The following is a 19,089-nucleotide window of genomic DNA, read 5'->3' as shown; positions in this document are numbered from 1 at the left end:
GTGGCGCACACCCTATGCCGCCCGCCCGCGAGGCTCAAGCATCTCCGTGGCCGCAGGCCGCAGGTCGTGTCCGCGGCGGGCCCGAAGCCGGGCCGCCGCGGATCGAGACGGGTCAGAAGGTGGCGGTGAGCCCGAGCCAGAGCCTCCGGCCGGAACCGTAGGCATTCTGCTCCTCGACGGAGATGCCTTCGTCGAAGAGATTGTAGACGGCCGCGTTCAGCATCATGGCCTCGGACACCCGGTAGCTCGCGCCGAGGTCCACCGTCGCATAGTGACCGTATTTGTAGGCGATCACCTTGCCGTCGTCATTCTCGGCATAGGGCCGGCCGTTGGAGCCGATCCGCGCGCCCGCGTTGATCTCCGACCCGTGATAGGTCGCGGCACTCCAGGCCTCGAGCCCTTCGACCGGCGTCATCCAGTCGAGCCGGAGCGAGGCCATATGCTCGGGCGTGCGGGCGAGCGGCAGGCCCTCGTAATCGCCCGACTCCTGCTCCGAATGGGTCCATGTGTAGCTGCCGCGCAGCGACAGGCTGTCGGTGATCTGCGCCCGCGCCGTCAGTTCGATCCCGGTCAGGGTCGCGTCCTGAACGTTGTACCATTCCCACCGGTTGTACTCGGTGCCGCCCACCGTGATCCGCTGGTCGGTCTTGCGGCTCTCGATCTTGTCGGAGAAATCCGTGCGATAGGCGGTGGCGCCCAGCTCGTACCGGCCCGACTGCCAGAGCGCCCCGATCTCGTAGCTGGTGCTGCTTTCGGGATCGAGATCGCTGTTGGCCACGATCACGCCCGCGCCGCGTTCGGTGGTGTAGTAATAGCCCGCCGCGGTCTGGCGGATCTCGGGCGTCCGGTAGCCGGCCGAGGCACCCCCCTTGATCGTGAGATCGGGCGTCACGTTCCACACGCCATAGAGGCGCGGCGTGACATGGCCGCCGAAATCCTCGTTCTGCGTGTAGCGCGCCCCGAGCGTCAGGGCGAAGTCGGGATGCAGGCGCCACTCGTCTTCGAGGAACAGCGCCCATTCGTCGAGCTGCCAGTCGTAGTCGCGCCCGTCGCCGATGCCCGGGTTCTGGTCGGTGAGGTCGGCGCGCTTGTACTGGCCGCCGCCCACGAGCGTATGGCTGCCCGCCCAGGTCAGGGGCGCGGTCACCTTGGCGTCGAGCACCGAGTTCACGATCTCCGGCGCGCGCTCATCCTCGACGAGGCGGCCCTCCTCCGTGCTCCAGGTGGTGCGGCGGCCCTTCTCCTGCTGGAACGACAGATCGGTCGTCACCTCGCCCCAGCGCCCGCTGTGGCTCACCGACCAATGCTCGCGGATGTTCTTCTGCCGGCTGGGATCTGCGGTATCGCCCAGCGTGCGCCCCGGGGTCAGATCGCGGTCGAGCCCCGTCCGCCCGGCCTCGAACCGCAGTTCCTGATCCTCGGTGGGCGTCCAGGTCAGTCGCGCGGTCAGGTCGCGATCCTCCTGCCCGGGCTGGCCCGAGAGCAGGTTGGCCTCGTCCTGATCGAGGACCCTGCCCCAGATCTGGAGCCCGAGCCGGTCCTGCACCACCGGACCCGAGAGATAGAACGAGAGCTGCCGGTTGCCGCTGTCCTCGGAGGCTTCCGGCAGCACGGTCTCGGCCGTGACCGAGCCCGACCAGCGGTCGGCCACCTTGCGGGTGATGATGTTGATGACGCCGCCCATGGCGTCCGAGCCGTAGAGCGAGGACATGGGCCCGCGCACCACCTCGATCCGCTCGATGGCGGCGACCGGCGGGATGAAGCTCTGCTCCCAGCCCGCATTGCCGTTGGTGCGGCTCTCGCGCGTGCCCTGCCGCTTGCCGTCCACGAGGATCAGCGTATAGGCCCCCGGCAGGCCGCGGATGAAGATGTCCTGCTCGCCGGCTATGCCGGTGGTCACGACGCCCTGCGCCTCGCGCAGCGCGTCCGAGAGGCTCGTGACATTGCCGCGCTCCAGATCCTCGCGGGTGATGATCGAGACAGAGGCGGGCGCGTCGGCCACGTTCTGCTCGAAGCCGCTCGCCGTCACCGTGATCTGATCGAGGGCGATGGGCTCGTTCGCGGTCTGGGCCTGAGCGGTCAGCCCGGTGGAGAGAAGGGTGCCGGCGGCGAGGAGCGCGCGGCGGCGCCCTCTGGGGAAGGAGGCGATGGGACGGCGGCTCGGCACGCGACAGGGCAAGCCGCGTCCGGGAAGGGACGTCGGAGGCATGGAAGAATCCCTTGAGATTTTCGATGGATGCGCCTGAGCTCGCGACCGGGGCCGCGATACCTGAGTAAATCGCTAGTATTAGCCTCCCGCGGCCGAGTCAACCGCGCCCGCTCAGGCGTGGTGCAGCACCAGAGGCCGTCCGCGATGCTCGGCCACCTCCATCTCGATGCCGTAGAGCCGGTGCAGGATCGGGGTCGTCAGCACCTCGGCCGGCGGTCCTTCGGCCGCGATCCGCCCGTCCTTCAGGGCGAGGATGTGGTCGGCCCAGGCGGCGGCATAGTTCACGTCATGCATCACCACGACGACGCTGCGGCCCCCGGCGCGGACGAGGTCGTTCAGCCGCGACAGAAGGGCGCGGGCATGGGCCATGTCGAGATTGTTCAGCGGCTCGTCGAGCAGGAGCCAGTCCGTTCCCTGCGCGAAGGTCATGGCGAGGAAGGCGCGCTGGCGCTGGCCGCCCGAGAGCTCGTCGAGGAAGCGGTCGGCGAGCGGGCCGAGATCGAACACCGCGATGGCCTCCTCGACCGCCGCCGCATCGGCGGGCGTGCGGCGGCCCTGATGGTGCGGCCAGCGGCCGAAGCCCACCAGCTCATGCACCCTGAGGCGGCTGCCCACCGCCGTCTCCTGCCCGAGCACCGCCATCTTCAGCGCAAGCTGGCGCGAGGGGGTGCGGGCCACGTCGAGCCCGTCCACGCGGATCTGGCCCTGCCCCAGCGGCGCGAGCCGCGCGATGAGCGACAGCAGCGTGGACTTCCCCGCCCCGTTCGGCCCGATCAGGGCCGTGAGAGCCCCCTTCGGCAGCCGCGTCGTCACATCGGTCAGGATCTCGGCCCCGTCGATCCGGTGGCCCACGCCCTCAAGCTCGATCATCGGATCCGTCCCTTCATCAGAAGCCACAGGAAGAAGAGCCCGCCCGCAAGCTCGACCACGATGCTGAGCGTGCCTTCGAGGTGCAGAAGCCGCTCGAAGAGGAACTGTCCCCCCACGAGGAGCGCCACGGCCGACAGCGCCGCCGCGGGCAGCAGCGCCGCATGGCGCGCCCGCTCGGTCAGCGCATGGGCGAGCGAGGCCACGATCAGCCCGAAAAAGCCGATCGGGCCCACGAGCGCGGTGGCGCTCGCGACCAGAACCGCCACGAGCCCCAGCGTCAGGAGCGCGAGCCGGTCATGCGCGAGCCCCAGCGGCACCGATGTCCGCCGCCCCAGCGCCAGCACATCGAGCCGCGGCGCCAGCGCCAGCGCGAAGCCCATCGCCGACAGCGCAAGCAGCCCCGCCCAGGGCAGAAGACCCGGCTCCACCTGCGAGAAGGTGGCGAAGCTCGCCTGCTGCACCACCGCATAGGCGTTCGGATCGAGCAGGCGCCCCACGAAGCCCGCGGCCGAGCGGAAGAGGATCCCGAAGATCACGCCGGTCAGGATCATCCGCGGCAGATCCTGCGCCCCCCGGCCAAGGAGCGTGCCGAAGAGGAGCAGCGCCGCCGCGACCAGCCCCGCGGTCTCGAGCAGGAACTTCGGGCCGCCCGGCAGGGCCGCGAAGCCCGAGATGCCCAGAAATGCCACCCCCGCGGTCTGCATCAGCACATAGAGCGCATCGAAGCCCATGATCGAGGGCGTGAGGATGCGGTTGGTGCTCACCGTCTGGAAAAGCACCGTGGCCACCCCCACCGAGGCGCCCACCACCGTCAGCGCCGCGAGCCGCGTGGCCCGCAGCTCCAGCACGAAGGCCCAGTTCGCCGCCCGGAGCCCCCAGAAGAGATAGAGCCCGGCGGCGACAAGGCAGATCGGCACGAGCCAGCGGAGCGACCTATCCACGCGCGGGCCTCCAGAGCAGCCAGAGGAAGAGGAGCGAGCCCAGCACGCCGAGCACCGTGCCCACCGGCAGCTCGTAGGGATAGCGCACGAGGCGGCCGATCAGATCGCAGGCCAGCACCAGCGCCCCGCCCCCCGCTGCCACCACCGGCAGGGTCGCGCGCAGGTCGTCGCCCATGATCCGGTTGACGAGGTTCGGCACCACGAGGCCCACGAAGGGCACCATGCCCACCGTCACCACCACCATCGCCGTCACCACCGCCACCACGAGCAGCCCAAGCCGCATCACGCCTCTCGCATCGAGCCCGAGCCCCACCGCCGTCCGCTCGCCGAGGCCCAGGATCGCGAACCGGTCGGCGGCGAAGAAGGCAAGCCCCGCCGCGGCTCCGGCCAGCCACAGAAGCTCGTAGCGCCCCGCGAGCACGCCCGAGAATTCGCCCGTCATGAGCCAGATCCCCACGAGCTGCATCATGTCCGCCTGCCAGGCGACGAAGGTCGCGGCCGACTGCAGGACGCCCGAGAGGATGAGGCCCACCAGCGGCACCAGCAGGATCTCCCGCGGCGGCAGGCGGCGGATCAGCGCGAGGAAGAGGCCGGTGCCCGCCATGGCGGCGAGGCTGGCCACGATCATCTTCACCCAGAGCGCCGCGCCGGGCGCGAGCAGCGTGACGGCGATCAGCCCGATGGCCGCGCCCTCGGCGGTGCCCGTGGTGCCGGGCTCGACGAAGCGGTTGCGCACGAGCTGCTGCATGACGACGCCCGCCACCGCGAGCGCCGCGCCGGTGAGGATCACCGCCAGCGTGCGCGGCAGGCGCGAGACGATCAGAAGGAGGTGCCCCTGCGGATCGGACCAGAGGGCCGCCGGGCCGAGCCCCGCGGCCCCGACGAAGAGGCTCAGCACCGCCAGCGGCAAAAGAGCCATGAGGGCCAGGCGGAAGGCCATGTCAGCCCCGCTCCCGCCCGGAGAGGCCCGAGCCGAGGCCGGCCGAGAAGGGTCGGATCATCGCGCAGATCTCCCGAAGGGTTCCGGCGTGTGGCTGGAACTGGCTCCACGCGACACCACGACGGATAACCGCCCCCGCAGCCGGGGTCCAGTGCGGCCGATCACCCTTCCGGGCGGCGGAGACCTCGCATCCTCCGCATCGAACCGGCAACGATTTGCTCGTGCTGTCAGGGGCAAGGCCGCAATCGGTGCGACGAGGGACGACCCGATTACCTTTGGAGAGCACCCCCCTTCCAAAGAGCCGCGGCCCCTCTCTCTTGGGGCGAAATCTTTACAGCTTTGGGGCACAAGGCTAGCTGCAATCGTAGCGTCTGAGTTTCCCGGGAATCGCCACTCATGCCACGGACAATCGATGCCAAAGGGCATGGGCCGATTCCGCTGAACAAGTGGCTCTGGCGCTCCTATATCAAGGCCGCTCTCTTTCCGCTTCTGCTGATCGAATTCGGCTTCGTCGGCGTCTATCTCATCACGAGCCGGGTGGTCTACGACCGGAGCGCCTCGGCGATCACCCGCATTTCCGAGACGATGCTGCGCGACGACTCGACCCGTGAGGCGAATATCATTGCCCACAGGTTGCAGAGCATCAGCGCCACCACCCGGATCTTCTCGGAAGAAACCGCCCGTGCGCTCGCCACGCCGGGCACGGTATCGGATGAGGAAAAGGCACGCCACAGCCTCTCGCCGGAGGGGGTCTTCTACACGACGAAGGACACGGGCGGAGCGGCCGTCTTCTATTCCGGAATTGTCCCGGTCGGCGAGGCCGAGCGCGAAAAGGTCTGGCGCACGGTGCGGCTCGATCCGCTGATGAAATCCATCAAGGACAGCGACCCGCTGATTGCCCAGCTTTATCTGAACACACGGGATTCCTATAACCGGATCTATCCCTACTTCGACGTGCTCGACATCTATCCGCCGAAGATGGATATCCCGAGTTACAATTTCTACTACGAGGCCGATCGCGCGCACAATCCGTCGGGCGGGGCGGTCTGGACCGATGCCTATGTGGATCCGGCCGGAGACGGCTGGATGGTCTCCTCGATCGCGCCGGTCTATGGGCCGGACCGGCTCGAGGCGGTGGTGGGTATCGACGTCACCATCAAGACGATCGTCGAACAGGTGCTCGACATCAAGCTGCCGGGCGACGGCTTTGCGGTCCTGATCGGCCGCGACGGCACGATCCTGGCCCTGCCTCCGAAGGGCGAGGATCGGCTGGGCATGAGCGAGCTCATCGGCTACAGCTATGCCGAGGCGATCCTTCAGGACAAGTTCAAGCCCGCCGAATTCAACATCTTCCGCAGGCCCGATCTGGCGTCGATCGCGCTCCAGATGCAGGCCGAGCCGGCGGGCGTCTCGAAGGTCGACCTGCAGGAGCCGATGATTGCCGCCTGGTCCACCGTCGCGGGGCCGAACTGGCGGCTCCTCCTGCTCACGAGCGAACGGAGCCTGCTGACCGAGGCCACGAACCTGCGCGACCAGCTGGGCTTCGTCAGCACGAGCATGGTGGCGATCCTCGTTCTCTTCTACGCGGGCTTCTTCGCCTATCTCTGGCGCCGGTCCGTCGCGATGAGTGCGCGCGTGGCCCGGCCGCTCGGGGATCTCGAGCAGCGGATGGTCCTCATCAGCGAGGGCGGCACCGTTCCCCCCTCGGCGCCGTTCGAGATCCAGGAGTTGCAGACCGTGGGCGAGCATCTCGCCACCATGGGCGACAAGCTCGACGCGGCGAACCGGGCCAAATCCAACTTCCTGTCGTCCATGAGCCACGAGCTGCGCACGCCCCTGACCGCGATCATCGGCTATGCCGAACTGCTCGAGGCCTCGGCGGGCCGAAAGCTCGACGGCGAGCGGCTCCAGCAGGTGCAGGCGATCTCGACCGCGGGATGGACCCTGGTGAAGCTGGTGGATGCGGTGCTGGAACTCAGCCGGCTCGAACATCGCGACCTGCGCCTTGCGACCAGCTCGATGGATCTGATGCCGCTGGTCGAAGAGGCGCTGTCCCGCGCGCGGCCCGATGCCGAACGCATGCGCGTGACCCTGCGCATCCTGGCGCCCGAGGCGCCGCTGCCCTCGGTGGTGAGCGATCCGGCCCTGCTCCGGCGCATCCTCGACCAGCTTCTGTCGAACGCGGTCAAGTACAACCTGCCCGGCGGTCTCGTGGAGGTCAGCTTCGGCCTAGGCGCCCCCGACACGGTGGATCTGTCGATCCGCGACACCGGCCTCGGCATCGCGACAGACCGGCAGGCCGAGGTCTTCCAGCCCTTCCAGCGGCTCGGGCACGAGAACGGCGCCATCAGCGGCGCGGGCATCGGCATGACCATCGCGCAGCGACTGGCCGAGGTCAGCGGCTGCCGCCTGAGCCTCGAGAGCACACCGGGCAAGGGGACGATCTTCCTGCTCCGCATCCCGCGCACCCGTCAGGGCACGCCGGGCGCGGCCTGATCGCACCCGGCGCGCCCCGAGGGGTGCGCAGCTTCGGCACGATTCCTGCAGGAGGCCCAGGGATCGAACCGAAGGGAGACCCGGATGTCCTGCACCCCCTGTCGCCTCGCCCGCCGCGGGCTCCTGACCGGCCTGCCGGCGATCGTCCTTGTGTGGCAACTCGGCCTGACCGAAGCGGGCGGCCACGCGGGCCTCGGCCTCGCTCTGCTCGCGGCGGGCTTCGTGCTCATCCTTCTCTCGCTCATGCTGCGCGCGCGGCGCCCCTCCGGCCAGTGAGGCCGCAGGCGGTTCGCGGACCCTGCCGGTTCCGCATGGGCGACTCTCGAAGCGCGTCGGGCCGAACCGGCGAAGAGGCGGCCGCCCGGAGGAGCGGCCTCTGCCGGAGGGGCTTCCACGGCGAGCGCTGCTCGCGGCATCTGCCTTCCCCCCTGCGCCGGTAGGCCCGCCCGCGCGAACCGAAAGGGATGCGCTGCGCATCCCTTCCACTCATGGCGCGACCGTCTGCCTGCCCCTTGCGCGGGAAGGCCGTCCCGCCCGCGATCCGGCTGGATGCGCTGCGCACCCCTTCCCCTCATGGCGCGGCCGTCTGCGAAGGTAGAGCATCGGTCGCCGGGAGCGGGTCACCTCCGCGTCCCGGGAGTGGTGTCCCGCCCGTGAGGCTGGCGCCCTCGACAAAGGTTCGAGGCGCGAACGGCAGTCGAGGGCAAGACCCTGCCCGCGCCCTCACAGGGCGCGGTCGGCCTGCCAGCCTTCTTCCATGAGGAGATCATCGAGCGGCAGCCGCTGACGCCAGCCCTTCAACGCCAGTTCCGGCGCGCTGTAGAAGCGGTCCACATGGCCCACGCAGAGATAGGCCACGATCTTGACGCGCTCGGGGATGCCGAGGATCGCCCGCAGCTCCTCCTCGCGGTAGATGCTGACCCAGCCCACCCCCAGCCCCTCGGCCCGCGCGGCGAGCCAGAGGTTCTGCACCGCACAGACGGTCGAATAGAGATCCATCTCGGGATTGTGGGTGCGCCCCAGCACCACCTCGCCGCAGCGGTCGCGGTCGCAGGTGACGCAGATGTTGAGCGGCGCCTTCAGGATGCCCTGCAGCTTCAGCGCGCGGTAGGTGTCGCGCTTCTCCTCGGGAAAGAGCAGCGCCGCCTCGTCATTGGCGCGGCGGAAGGCCTCGTGGACCTCGGCCCTGCGCGCGGCATCGCGGATCAGGAGGAAGTTCCAGGGCTGCATGAAGCCCACCGAGGGCGCGCGATGCGCGGCCTCGAGCACCCGGCGCAGCGCCTGAGGATCCACCGGATCGGGCAGGAACTCGTCGCGCACGTCGCGCCGCTCGGCAATGATGTCATGGAGCGCCTGACGCTCGGTTTCAGTGAAACGGCGCGCCGGGCGCGGCTCGACGGGGGGAGGAAAATCCGGCATGGGATCGCTCCTTGGTTCGTGACGATCCCGCCGCCGTCCACGCGGCGGGAACCTCTGCGTCAGGCCGGTCTTCTGGCTCCGGTTCATCTGCCGCCGGGCGCCTTCCCGGCGAACCGGTGGCCTTCTGCCCGGAGCATCCCCGTCACAGCGGCGGGCCCGCGCCGGATTTCCACCGGCTTCCCGATTCTCCGCCCGAAGGCGGCACCTGACCCCTGCCACAAAGCAGAACCGGAGCGCCCGGGCAACCGCCCGCATCGAAAGCCGCCCCCCCGACCCGGCAGCGGGGCGGAGGATCCGAGCCATTTCCGCGGCCCCGGATCGAAGCCCCGCGACGGAATGCCCCGCCCGAGGAGCCGACGGCCCACGGGCACGGGCAGCCGTAAAGCGTCCCGTCTCTGCCGAACCGTCCTCTGCCACGCCGGACAGCTCGGAAAGCGGGCGTCGGTGGCCCCGTGAGGCCCGCCCGCCCTTCCCCGAAGCCTTGAAGGCCGCGGCGCCCCGCCCCATAGTCGCCCAAGGCGTCCGGAGGGGCGCGTTCCGCAGGCAGGTCTCTTGGCGTTCACGTTCCTTCACACGGCCGATCTTCATCTCGACGCGCCGCTGCGGGCGATGGCGCTGCGCGATCCCGAGCTTGCGGCCGAGATCGGCGTGGCCTCGCGCACCGCCTTTTCGCGCATCGTGGATCTCTGCCTTGCCGAGGCGGTGGCCTTCCTCGTGATCGCGGGCGACCTCTGGGACGGAACCTACAGCTCGACCAAGACCCCCCGCTTTCTCAAGCAGGAGCTTTTGCGGCTCGAGGCCGCGGGGATCGGCTGCTATATCCTGCGCGGCAATCACGATGCGCTGGCGCGGCAGACGGGCGAGCTCGAGGCGCCGGCCAACACCACCGTCTTCGGCGCCCGCCCCGCGACGGTCGAGCTCACGATCGACGGTCAGCCGGTGGCCCTCCATGGGCTGAGCTTCCGCGAACCGCACGCGCCCGAGAGCCTGCTGCCGCGCTATCCGGCGCCGAAGCCGGGGGCGTTCAACATAGGCCTCATGCACACGAGCCTGAACGGCAGCCCGGGGCACGATCCCTACGCGCCCTGCAGCCTCGCCGAGCTCGAGGCCCACGGCTACGATTACTGGGCGCTCGGCCATATCCACCGCCGCTTCGTGCACAGCGGGCGCGCGACGGTGGTGATGCCGGGCACGCCGCAGGGGCGCGACATCGGCGAGGCGGGCGCAACCTCGGTCACGCTGGTCAGGGTGGGCGACGACGGGGCGGTCACGCTCGAGGAGCGCAGCGTGGCGCCGCTGCGCTTCGACCGGCTGCCGCTCGACTGCACGGGGATTTCCGACTGGTCCGACCTGCTGGCGCATCTCGACCGGGCGCTCCGCGCCGCGGCCGAGGCGCCGCGCGCGGCCGACCATCTCGTGCTGCGCCCGGTGCTGACCGGGGCCACCCCGCTCGCCTGGCGCATCGCGCGCGACCGCGACCGGCTGGCCGAGGAGGCGCGCGCCCTCTCTGCGGGACGCAGGCTCTGGATCGACAAGCTCGAGCTGCGGCTTTCCGAGGAAGGGGCAGAGCTGCCGGGGGCGGCCCTGCCCGAGGATCTCGTCCGTCTCGTTCAGGAGGATCTGCCCGAGGATCCTGCCCTGAACGTCGCGCTCCTCGCGGCCGCGCAGGAGCTGGCGCGCGACCTGCCGCCCGAGGCGCGCGATCTGCTGGGACAGGACGAGGAGGCGATGGCCGCGCTCTGCCGCGCCCTTCTGGCCGAGGGAACGCCCCTGATCCTCGCGCAGCTTGCGGCGGAGACGTCGGACTGATGCGCCTCGACCGGCTCGACCTCACCCGCTACGGCCACTTCATGGACCGGCGGCTCGAGTTTCCCGCGCCTGCGCCGGGCGAGCCGGACCTGCATGTGGTCTACGGGCCGAACGAGGCGGGCAAGTCCACGCTCTTCTCGGCCTGGCTCGACCTCCTCTTCGGCATCCCGCTCCGCACCCGCTACGACTTCCGCCACCCCGGCCCCACGATGCGCGTGGGCGCGCGGCTCGGCCATGCGGGCGGCGCGCTCGATCTGGCCCGGGTGAAGCGCAACAACGGCAGCCTGCTTGACGCGCACGACCAGCCGGTGCCCGAGGCGCTGCTGCAATCGGCGCTGGGCGGCCTCACGCGCGAGGGCTATTCGGCCATGTTCTCGCTCGACGACGACACGCTGGAGAAGGGCGGAGACAGCATCCTCGCGAGCCGCGGCGATCTGGGCGAGATGCTCTTCTCGGCGAGTGCGGGGCTGGCCCAGCTGAGCCCCCGGCTCGAGACGATCCGCACGAGCCTCGACGGCTTTCACCGCAGCGGCAAGCGCAGCGGCTGGCTTTCGGATGCGAAGAAGCGGCTGGCCGAACTGGATGCGGAGCGGCGGCGGCTGGATGTGTCGGCCGGCGCGATCCAGAAGCTCGCGCGCGAGGCGGAGGCCGGCCAGCTCGTGACCGGGATGCCGGGCGGGGGCACGCTCTTCGAGGAGCTGGGCTTCACCTATGTCGGCCCCATCGACGGCCACGACATGGAGGCGCTCCTCCAGACGCTGCGCGCGGCGCGGGCGCGTACCACGGGGCCCGTGCTCATCCATGTGGTGACGAAGAAGGGCAAGGGCTACGCCCCCGCCGAGAACGCCCCCGACAAGTATCACGGGGTGAACAAGTTCGACCCCGTCACGGGCGAGCAGAAGAAGTCGGTCGCCAACGCGCCGAACTACACCAAGGTCTTCGGCACCACGCTGACCGAGGAGGCCGCGCGCGATCCGCGCATCGTGGCCATCACCGCCGCCATGCCCTCGGGCACCGGCGTCGATATCATGCAGAAACGCTTCCCGAACCGCGTCTTCGACGTGGGCATCGCCGAGCAGCATGCCGTGACCTTCGCGGCGGGCCTCGCCGGGGCCGGGATGAAGCCCTTCTGCGCGATCTATTCCTCGTTCCTGCAGCGCGGCTACGACCAGATCGCCCATGACGTGGCGCTGCAGAACCTTCCCGTCCGCTTCGTGATCGACCGCGCGGGCCTCGTGGGCGCCGATGGCGCGACCCATGCGGGGGCCTTCGACGTGGGCTTCCTGACCACGCTCCCGAACATGACCGTGATGGCCGCGGCCGACGAGGCCGAGCTCATCCACATGATCGCCACCGCCGTGGCCTTCGACGAGGGCCCCATCGCCTTCCGCTTCCCGCGGGGCGAGGGGGTGGGCGTCGAGATGCCCGAGCGCGGGACCGTGCTGGAACTCGGCCGGGGCCGGGTGGTGCGCGAGGGGACGGATGTGGCGATCCTGTCCTTCGGCGCGCATCTGCACGAGGCGTTGCAGGCGGCGAAACTCCTCGAGGCCGAGGGGGTGAGCGTGACCGTGGCCGACGCCCGCTTCTCGCGCCCGCTCGACACGGGGCTGATCGACCAGCTGGTGCGCCATCATGCGGCGCTGGTGACGGTGGAGCAGGGGGCCATGGGCGGCTTCGGCGCCCATGTCATGCATTATCTCGCCAATTCGGGCGGGTTCGACGGGGGCCTCGCGCTGCGGGTCATGACGCTGCCCGACCGCTTCATCGAGCAGGCGAGCCCCGAGGACATGTATGCCGATGCGGGGCTGCGGGCCGAAGACATCGCGGCCACGGCGCGGGGCGCGCTCGCCCGGGGGCGCGTGATGCCTCTCCGGCAGACGGCAAAGCCGCGGGCGGTCTGATCCCGCAGCGCTGACCGGCTGGCCGGTCAGCGCCCCGCGAGCCTGTGGCCCAGGGCCGCGAGCCACGAGGGCGGGCCGCCCGCCTCTTCCTGCCGGTCGGCGGCCTCGAGCAGCCGATACATGCCCCGCACGCCCAGCCAGCGCAGCGGCTCGGGCTCCCACCGGCGGACACGGCGGTTGACCCACGGCAACCGCGTCAGCGCTGTGTCGCGTTTGAGCGCGAGATCGGCCAGCGTGCGCGCCGCGAGGTTCGAGGTCGAGACCCCGACGCCCACATAGCCGCCCGCCCAGCCGATGCCCGTGGTGGGATCGAGGCCCACGGTCGCGCACCAGTCGCGCGGCACGCCCAGCACCCCGCACCAGGAATGGTCGATCCGCGCCTCGGCCGCGCCCGGGAAATGCCGCTGCAGCCGCTTGAGAAGATGGGCCACGGTGACGGCATCGGCCTCGCCCCGCTCGTCGATCCGCGAGCCCATGCGGTAGGCCCGCCCGCGCGCGCCGACCGCGATCCGCCCCTCGCGCGTGCGCTGGCAGTAGCAATAGGCATTGGCCATGTCGCCGAGGATCTCGGCCCCCTCCCAGCCGATCCGATCCCAGACCTCGGGCGGCAGCGGCTCGGTCACGATCTGGGCCGAGTTGAGCGGCAGCCAGTCGCGCTTCGTGCCGGGCAGGGTGGCGGTGAAGCCCTCGGTCGCACGCAGGATGATGGGCGCCTGCACGGTGCCCCGCCGGGTCTCGACCCGACCGGGGGCGATGCCCAGCACCTCGGTGCCTTCCGCGATCCGCACGCCGCGCCTCTCGGCGGCGGCGGCGAGGCCGCGGACGAGCTTGGCGGGCTGCACCCGTGCGACGCCGCCCACCACCATGGCCCCTTCCGTCTTCGGAATGCGGATGCGCCGCGCCACCGCGTCCGCCTCGAGGAAGGACACCCGCTCTTCGCCCCAGCTCTGGCGGTGGCGCACCTCGGCCTCGGCGCGGGCCCGTTGTGCGGGCGTCACCGCCACCATGAGCTCGTCGGTCCGGTGGATGTCGGCATCGATCCCCTCGGCCTCGGCCACCCGGATCACCTCGTCCACCGTGCCGCTCATGGCGGCCACCATCGCGCGCACGCCCTCGGCCGTCCCGGTCGAGAGATACCGGTCGTGCGTCCAGGCGAAGCTGCCGGTGAGCCAGCCGCCATTGCGCCCCGAGGCACCGAAGCCCGCGAATTCCTTCTCCAGCACCAGCACCTCGAGCTCGGGCGCCTGCTCCTTCAGATAGAGCGCCGTCCAGAGCCCGGTGTAGCCCGCCCCCACGATGCAGACATCGGCCCGCGCATCGCCCGCCAGCGGAGGCCGCGGCTGCGGCACCCCGCCGATGTCGGCATACCAGAAGGAAATGTCGCCGTTGCGGGCGGGAGAGGGCGTCATGGCAGGGCTCCGGCTCTGTGCCTGCGCAGAGTGGACGGGCGGACGGCCGCTCGCAAGGGCGTGTGATGGCGGCCACTCTGTGGATAAACCCGTTCCGCCGTCTGTTGCCGCGCCTGCGCATCTGTGGCAAGAGGATGGAGACTGTAGCGGACGGAAGAGCTTGGCAGATGACGGATTTTGCGACGCGGCGCATGATGATGGTGGACACGCAGATCCGCCCTTCGGACGTGACCAAGTTTCCGATCATCGATGCGATGCTGACCGTGCCGCGCGAGGTCTATGTGCCGCGCCCCCTGCGGGAAGTCGCCTACATGAGCGAGAACGTGGTGGTGGCGCCGAACCGCGTCCTGCTCGAGCCGCGGACCTTCGCGAAGCTGCTCGACACGCTGAACATCCAGCCGGTGGAATCGGTGCTCGATGTGGCCTGCGGGCTCGGCTATTCCTGCGCCGTGATCGCCCGGCTGGCGGAAGCGGTCGTGGGCCTCGAGGAGGACGAGCAGCTTGCCGCCGAGGCGCAGCGCACCCTCTCGGCCGAGGGCGTGGACAATGCGGCCGTGATCGTGGGCCCCCTGACCAGCGGGGCCGCCAAGCACGGGCCCTATGATGTCATCACGGTCGAAGGCGCGGTCGAGACGGTGCCGCAGGCGCTGCTCGACCAGCTGAAGGAAGGCGGCCGGATCGGCTGCATCTTCATGGAAGGCCCGCTCGGCGTGGCCCGCATCGGATACAAGGTCGACGGGGCGATCACCTGGCGCCCGGTTTTCAATGCCAGTGCCCCGGTCCTGCCGGGGTTCGAGGTGAAGCGCGATTTTGCGTTGTAAGGCAAGTCTTTCAGAAACAAGAGATTGACGGGACAGTGGAGAGGGCAATGAGAAAGATCAGACTGTGGGCCGTGGCGACCTGCTCGGCTCTGGCGGTGATGGCCTCGTCCGCGGCACAGGCGGAGACGCTCGCCGATGCCCTTATCTCCGCCTACCGCAGCAGCAACCTCCTCGAACAGAATCGCGCGCTTCTGCGGGCGACCGACGAGGATGTGGCGGTGGCCGTCGCGGCGCTCCGCCCCGTCGTGCAGTTCGTCGCGCAATCGACCTACAGCTTCCAGCGGGTTCATGCGGATGCGACGCTCGTGACCCCCGCAGGACGCAGCAACGTGGAGAACCTGAACTCCTCGGTCGGGCTCACCGCCTCGATGACGCTCTATGACTTCGGGCGCAACGCGCTCGCCGTCGAGGCCGCCAAGGAGACGGTGCTGGCCACCCGCGAGGCGCTGGTGCAGGTCGAGCAGAACGTGCTGCTCGATGCGGTCAATGCCTATGTGCAGGTGCAGCTCGCGCAATCCATCGTCAATCTGCGGCGCAACAACCTCGGGCTGATCGATCAGGAACTGCAGGCGGCGCAGGACCGGTTCGACGTGGGCGAGGTCACGCGCACCGACGTGTCGCAGGCCCAGGCCGCGCTGGCGGCCTCGCGGTCCGACCTGACCTCGGCCGAGGGCGATCTCGTGGTGGCACGCGAGGCCTACAAGGCCGCGGTGGGCCATTATCCGGTCGATCTCGCGCCGCGTCCCGCCGCGCCGCGCACCGCCGCGACCGTCGAGGCGGCCCGTCAGGTCGCGCTCCGCGCCCATCCGCAGGTGCGTCAGGCCCAGCGGCAGGTGGCGGCGGCCGATCTGAACGTGGCGCGCGCCAAGGCCGCGATGCGCCCCTCGATCAGCGCCGAGGCGAATGTGGGACTCGACGACGAAGGGCAGGAATCGGCCAGCGTCGGTCTCTCGCTCCGGCACACGCTCTATGCCGGGGGCGAACTGTCCGCGCTCTACCGCCAGACGCTCGCCAACCGCGATGCGCAGAAGGCGAACCTGCTGCAGACCGGCGTGAACGTGGCGCAGAATGTGGGCATCGCCTGGTCGACGGTCGAGGTGGCCTCCGCCGCCATCGCCGCGGGTGACGAAGAAGTGCGCGCCGCCCGCACCGCCTTCGAGGGCGTGCGCGAGGAAGCGACGCTCGGCGCCCGGACCACGCTCGACGTGCTGAACGCCGAGCAGGACCTCCTGAACGCGCAGGCCGACCGTCTCACCGCCGAGGCGCAGCGCTATGTGGGCATGTATCAGGTGCTGGCCTCGATGGGGCTGCTCACCGTCGAACATCTCAATCTTGGCATTCCGACCTACGATCCGGCGGCCTACTACAATGCCGTGAAGAACGCGCCGGCCACCAGCTCGCAGGGCAAGCGGCTCGACCGCGTGCTGAAGTCGATCGGCCGGAACTGAGACTTTCCTTCTTGCGGGGCGCGGGGTCGGACAGTCCGGCCCCGTTTCCTTTTTGGCGTGCATGGGCGGGTATCGACCCTTCCCCGACCGGAACTTGTGCCGGAGGCCCATGCCTCTTAGACTGAGAAGATGCCAGGACCGGAGAGCCAGATGACGGAACGCATGACCAATGTGGAGTATGGGGATGTTCTGTCCTCGATCCGTCGGCTGGTGGCCGAGGGCGCGGGAGGCGAGCCCCTGCCGGTCGGCCCCGATCCCTTGGTCCTGACCCCGGCGCTTCGGGTGGTGACGCCGGCCGATCCCGTGCCGCCGGCGCCCTTCATGGAGGCCGAGGAGGACTGGCTGCCCGAGAGCGATCCCGAGACCGGCGCGCCCTTCATCCGGCCTGCGACGGTCGTGAGCCTCGCTGGTGGAGCGGCGCGGGTGGATCTCACGGCGCCCCATGCGTCCCCGGCCGAACCGGACGGGATGGAGAAGGCGGGCTCACCCGCCGCGCCGGAGGCGGAGCCGGCTGCCGATCCGGTCCCGCAGGATCCGCGCGCTGGACGGAGCGCGGCCGGAGAGGAGGCGCGCCAGCAGCAGGAGGCTGCCACGGCGGATCGCGAGACCCGCCTGCCTGTGTCAGCCGCCGCGCGGGCGCCCGCCGCCTCCGAGGGGGCGCTCGATCTCGAGGACGACCGTCTGCGCGCGATGGTGCAGGCCGTGATCCGCGAGGAGCTTCAGGGCGAGTTGGGCGAGCGCATCACCCGCAACATCCGCAAGCTGATCCGCGCCGAGATCCATCGCGCGCTCCTGGCCCGCGATTCCTCCTGACGACCTCGGCCCGAGCCGATCGGCGAGGTCGCCCCCAAGGCGGCCGGGCGCGGCCCGGCCATCTGCCATGGTCTCCCATGCGGTGAAACGCGGGAGTGTCGCCGCCCCCCGACCGGAGACCCGGAGCGAGAGGATCGCCGCGACCCTCTTCGCCTCGACCTGTCCGGGAATGCTCCAGGACGCCGCCCCGAGAGCGAGTTGGGGATACCGCAAGCCCGGACGTGGAGTGCCGAGGCGCGTGCGCGCCGCGTCTGAGAGGGCCCGGCCGAAGCCGGGTAAAACCTCGCCCCCGGTCGATGCGCCCAAAGAAAAACGCGCCCCGAAGGGCGCGTCGTCCTGTCGATGGCGGATGGCTCAGGCCGCTTCGGCCTGATCCATTTCGAGCGCATGGCGCCGCTCGCTCTCTTCGCGCGAGAGCGCAACCGAGGTGCGGATGCCCTTGCTCACAAATTCCATCAGTCCCTTCACGACCCGCTCGTTGGGGTCGATCCCGGCGCAGGAAAGCACTTCGCGCCCGTCGCGCGACCGTGCCCAGCGGGCGATCTGTTCCGGCCCGTTGCCATACTTCTTGTCGTCCGCGATGGCATCATCCAGCGCGGCCAGCACCACGGCAGCGAACAGTTTTCGGGCACGTTGCCCCTGTTCGAAGTTGAAAGCGGTGCTGTCAATGAAATCGGCCATGAGTTTGTCCTGTTCTTGCTCTTTTCTCTTGTGGCGTTCGGCGAATATGCATAACCAGCCGCGATTCAGGATGTTCCGTTTGGAATGTCCGCCATGCACTGTGGTCAAGTCTCGTAGCCGACGGCCCCCGCTTCCAGAGGCATTGCCGCCCGATCCGGGGGCATATATAGCGTAGCGCCACAGCCGATCAAGCGCGCCGGGATGCAGCATGCCGAAGATTAACGGAAACGAGATCAAGCCGGGGTTCATCCTCGAGCATGACGGGGGACTCTGGGCGGCCGTGAAGGTCAACCATGTGAAGCCCGGCAAGGGCGGGGCTTTCGCGCAGGTGGAGCTCAAGAACCTCCGCGACGGGCGCAAGTTGAACGAGCGGTTCCGCTCCGAGGACAAGGTGGAGCGCACCGAACTCGAGAACAAGGACCAGCAGTTCCTCTATGAAAGCGACGGCCGGCTGATCTTCATGGATGCCGAAAGCTTCGAACAGGTCGAGATCGACGCCGAGCTTCTGGGCGAACGGCGGCCCTTCCTGCAGGACGGGATGGTCGCCACGGTGAACTATTTCGGCGACGAGCCGCTGAACGTCACGCTGCCGGCGAAGGTCCGCTGCCGCGTCGTCGAGACCGAGCCGGTGGTGAAGGGCCAGACCGCCGCCAACAGCTACAAGCCGGCCATCCTCGACAACGGGATGCGGATCATGGTGCCGCCCTTCATCGGACCGGACGAGGAGATCCTCGTGCATACCGAATTCATGGAATATTCCGAGCGCGTCTGACCGCCCTCGACACGGGGGCGGGATCGGCCGGCCCGCAGGCACAGGCTCCGCCCGAGCGGCGCGCCCCGCGCACGGCCCTCCTCCTTCATTCTGGCGCAAATATCCTCGGGGGGTGCGGGGGGCGGAAAGCCCCCCGCGGGTGGCCGTCACTCCGCGAGCGGATCCAGATGCAGGATGGCCTCGCCCGCGCGCATCTCGCCCTCGGCCCGGTCGTGGCGGACATGGGCGATGGCGCGGTCGCCCGAGCGGGTGAAGAGCGTGCCCGCGGGCTTGCCGTCGGCGGTGATCTCGGCTCCGAACGGTGCCTCGCCCGAGATGCTCACGCGCACCAAACCCTTCCGCAGCTCGGTCTTGTGCTTCATGCGGGCGGTCACTTCCTGGCCCACATAGCAGCCCTTGCGGAAGTCCACGCCGTGCAGCCGCTCAAAGCCCGATTCGAGCAGGTAGCTGTCGTCGGGGATCAGCTCGAGCCCGCTTTCGGGGATGAGATGGGCCACGCGGATCGCGTCCCAGTCCACTTCGGGGGCGCCGCCGTCGAGCCCGTAGCCGCGCCAGCCGAG

The 19,089-nt window shown here is 69.9% G+C and carries 16 protein-coding genes and 1 riboswitch; of the genes, 8 read left to right on the top strand and 8 right to left on the bottom strand.

Annotated elements, in window-relative coordinates; genetic code table 11:
* Positions 1-112 precede the first annotated feature (112 nt).
* From A9O63_RS19800 to A9O63_RS19785, 4 genes are all read right to left on the bottom strand, one after another.
* Positions 113-2,209 (bottom strand): TonB-dependent receptor domain-containing protein, encoded by a 2,097-nt coding sequence (locus A9O63_RS19800; RefSeq protein WP_069333430.1) that lies wholly within the window; start codon positions 2,207-2,209, stop codon positions 113-115.
* A 111-nt stretch (positions 2,210-2,320) separates the two neighbouring features.
* Positions 2,321-3,079: an iron ABC transporter ATP-binding protein gene (locus A9O63_RS19795; protein WP_069333429.1), complete on the bottom strand. Its 759-nt coding sequence runs from the start codon at positions 3,077-3,079 to the stop codon at positions 2,321-2,323.
* The gene (locus tag A9O63_RS19790) at positions 3,076-4,020 is read right to left on the bottom strand and encodes an iron chelate uptake ABC transporter family permease subunit (RefSeq protein ID WP_069333428.1); all 945 of its coding nucleotides are present in this window, start codon (positions 4,018-4,020) and stop codon (positions 3,076-3,078) included. The genes A9O63_RS19795 and A9O63_RS19790 overlap by 4 nt, the downstream gene beginning before the upstream one ends.
* Complete coding sequence (locus A9O63_RS19785) at positions 4,013-4,960, bottom strand: ABC transporter permease (protein WP_069333427.1); 948 nt, start codon at positions 4,958-4,960, stop codon at positions 4,013-4,015. The genes A9O63_RS19790 and A9O63_RS19785 overlap by 8 nt, the downstream gene beginning before the upstream one ends.
* A 396-nt stretch (positions 4,961-5,356) precedes the next feature.
* On the opposite strand from A9O63_RS19785, the gene A9O63_RS19780 reads away from it, so the two are divergent.
* Positions 5,357-7,456, top strand: coding sequence for a sensor histidine kinase (locus A9O63_RS19780; protein WP_069333426.1), 2,100 nt, complete (start codon positions 5,357-5,359; stop codon positions 7,454-7,456).
* A gap of 84 nt (positions 7,457-7,540) precedes the next feature.
* Entirely contained in the window at positions 7,541-7,732 is a 192-nt protein-coding gene (locus tag A9O63_RS19775; RefSeq protein WP_069333425.1) for a hypothetical protein, read from the top strand.
* 447 nt (positions 7,733-8,179) lie between these two features.
* Here A9O63_RS19775 and bluB read toward each other — a convergent pair whose 3' ends face one another.
* Positions 8,180-8,875: a 5,6-dimethylbenzimidazole synthase gene (gene bluB, locus A9O63_RS19770; RefSeq protein ID WP_069333424.1), complete on the bottom strand. Its 696-nt coding sequence runs from the start codon at positions 8,873-8,875 to the stop codon at positions 8,180-8,182.
* Between the two features lie 45 nt (positions 8,876-8,920).
* Positions 8,921-9,099: riboswitch (cobalamin riboswitch) on the bottom strand.
* A 328-nt stretch (positions 9,100-9,427) separates the two neighbouring features.
* Between bluB and A9O63_RS19765 the strand changes: the two genes are divergently transcribed.
* Together A9O63_RS19765 and dxs are read left to right on the top strand one after the other, a co-directional pair.
* The gene (locus A9O63_RS19765; protein ID WP_069331396.1) at positions 9,428-10,684 is read left to right on the top strand and encodes a metallophosphoesterase family protein; all 1,257 of its coding nucleotides are present in this window, start codon (positions 9,428-9,430) and stop codon (positions 10,682-10,684) included.
* Positions 10,684-12,585: a 1-deoxy-D-xylulose-5-phosphate synthase gene (gene dxs, locus A9O63_RS19760; protein WP_084296082.1), complete on the top strand. Its 1,902-nt coding sequence runs from the start codon at positions 10,684-10,686 to the stop codon at positions 12,583-12,585. Before A9O63_RS19765 ends, dxs begins: the two co-directional genes overlap by 1 nt.
* A gap of 26 nt (positions 12,586-12,611) precedes the next feature.
* Here dxs and A9O63_RS19755 read toward each other — a convergent pair whose 3' ends face one another.
* Positions 12,612-13,994 carry an NAD(P)/FAD-dependent oxidoreductase gene (locus A9O63_RS19755; RefSeq protein WP_069333026.1) on the bottom strand — a complete coding sequence of 461 codons (1,383 nt, stop codon included), beginning with the start codon at positions 13,992-13,994 and terminating at the stop codon, positions 12,612-12,614.
* 167 nt (positions 13,995-14,161) lie between these two features.
* Here A9O63_RS19755 and A9O63_RS19750 point away from each other — a divergent pair, with 167 nt between their 5' ends.
* The 3 genes from A9O63_RS19750 (at position 14,162) to A9O63_RS19740 (ending at position 17,076) form a co-directional block, all read left to right on the top strand.
* A complete protein-coding gene (locus A9O63_RS19750; RefSeq protein WP_069333025.1) occupies positions 14,162-14,815 on the top strand; it encodes a protein-L-isoaspartate O-methyltransferase family protein in 654 nt (217 codons plus the stop codon).
* Between the two features lie 47 nt (positions 14,816-14,862).
* A complete protein-coding gene (locus A9O63_RS19745) occupies positions 14,863-16,263 on the top strand; it encodes a TolC family outer membrane protein (RefSeq protein ID WP_069333423.1) in 1,401 nt (466 codons plus the stop codon).
* A gap of 150 nt (positions 16,264-16,413) precedes the next feature.
* Positions 16,414-17,076: a hypothetical protein gene (locus tag A9O63_RS19740; protein ID WP_069333023.1), complete on the top strand. Its 663-nt coding sequence runs from the start codon at positions 16,414-16,416 to the stop codon at positions 17,074-17,076.
* Positions 17,077-17,430: 354 nt separating this feature from the next.
* Here the strand turns inward: A9O63_RS19740 and A9O63_RS19735 are convergent, their stop codons facing one another.
* Positions 17,431-17,757, bottom strand: coding sequence for a DUF6280 family protein (locus A9O63_RS19735; RefSeq protein WP_002720413.1), 327 nt, complete (start codon positions 17,755-17,757; stop codon positions 17,431-17,433).
* A 208-nt stretch (positions 17,758-17,965) separates the two neighbouring features.
* Here A9O63_RS19735 and efp point away from each other — a divergent pair, with 208 nt between their 5' ends.
* On the top strand, positions 17,966-18,529 hold the full coding sequence (efp, locus tag A9O63_RS19730) for an elongation factor P (RefSeq protein WP_002720412.1): 564 nt from the start codon (positions 17,966-17,968) through the stop codon (positions 18,527-18,529).
* Between the two features lie 146 nt (positions 18,530-18,675).
* Here efp and ygfZ read toward each other — a convergent pair.
* Positions 18,676-19,089 (bottom strand): CAF17-like 4Fe-4S cluster assembly/insertion protein YgfZ (gene ygfZ / locus A9O63_RS19725; RefSeq protein ID WP_141703127.1); only part of this gene is annotated, 414 nt, incomplete at its 5' end.

It is taken from the genome of Cereibacter johrii (assembly GCF_001720585.1).
Classification (GTDB): domain Bacteria; phylum Pseudomonadota; class Alphaproteobacteria; order Rhodobacterales; family Rhodobacteraceae; genus Cereibacter_A; species Cereibacter_A johrii.
Note: the sequence above shows the minus strand (reverse complement) of the source record. Positions and strands in the feature narration are given on the sequence as shown.

Bases quoted from the DNA above. Each gene is read 5' to 3' on its own strand.
- A9O63_RS19735 (WP_002720413.1), bottom strand. From the start codon at position 17,757: ATGGCCGATTTCATTGACAGCACCGCTTTCAACTTCGAACAGGGGCAA.
- A9O63_RS19750 (WP_069333025.1), top strand. From the start codon at position 14,162: ATGACGGATTTTGCGACGCGGCGCATGATGATGGTGGACACGCAGATC.
- A9O63_RS19800 (WP_069333430.1), bottom strand. From the start codon at position 2,209: ATGCCTCCGACGTCCCTTCCCGGACGCGGCTTGCCCTGTCGCGTGCCG.
- A9O63_RS19755 (WP_069333026.1), bottom strand. From the start codon at position 13,994: ATGACGCCCTCTCCCGCCCGCAACGGCGACATTTCCTTCTGGTATGCC.
- A9O63_RS19775 (WP_069333425.1), top strand. From the start codon at position 7,541: ATGTCCTGCACCCCCTGTCGCCTCGCCCGCCGCGGGCTCCTGACCGGC.
- dxs (WP_084296082.1), top strand. From the start codon at position 10,684: ATGCGCCTCGACCGGCTCGACCTCACCCGCTACGGCCACTTCATGGAC.
- A9O63_RS19785 (WP_069333427.1), bottom strand. From the start codon at position 4,960: ATGGCCTTCCGCCTGGCCCTCATGGCTCTTTTGCCGCTGGCGGTGCTG.
- A9O63_RS19780 (WP_069333426.1), top strand. From the start codon at position 5,357: ATGCCACGGACAATCGATGCCAAAGGGCATGGGCCGATTCCGCTGAAC.
- A9O63_RS19795 (WP_069333429.1), bottom strand. From the start codon at position 3,079: ATGATCGAGCTTGAGGGCGTGGGCCACCGGATCGACGGGGCCGAGATC.
- A9O63_RS19745 (WP_069333423.1), top strand. From the start codon at position 14,863: ATGAGAAAGATCAGACTGTGGGCCGTGGCGACCTGCTCGGCTCTGGCG.
- efp (WP_002720412.1), top strand. From the start codon at position 17,966: ATGCCGAAGATTAACGGAAACGAGATCAAGCCGGGGTTCATCCTCGAG.
- A9O63_RS19740 (WP_069333023.1), top strand. From the start codon at position 16,414: ATGACGGAACGCATGACCAATGTGGAGTATGGGGATGTTCTGTCCTCG.
- bluB (WP_069333424.1), bottom strand. From the start codon at position 8,875: ATGCCGGATTTTCCTCCCCCCGTCGAGCCGCGCCCGGCGCGCCGTTTC.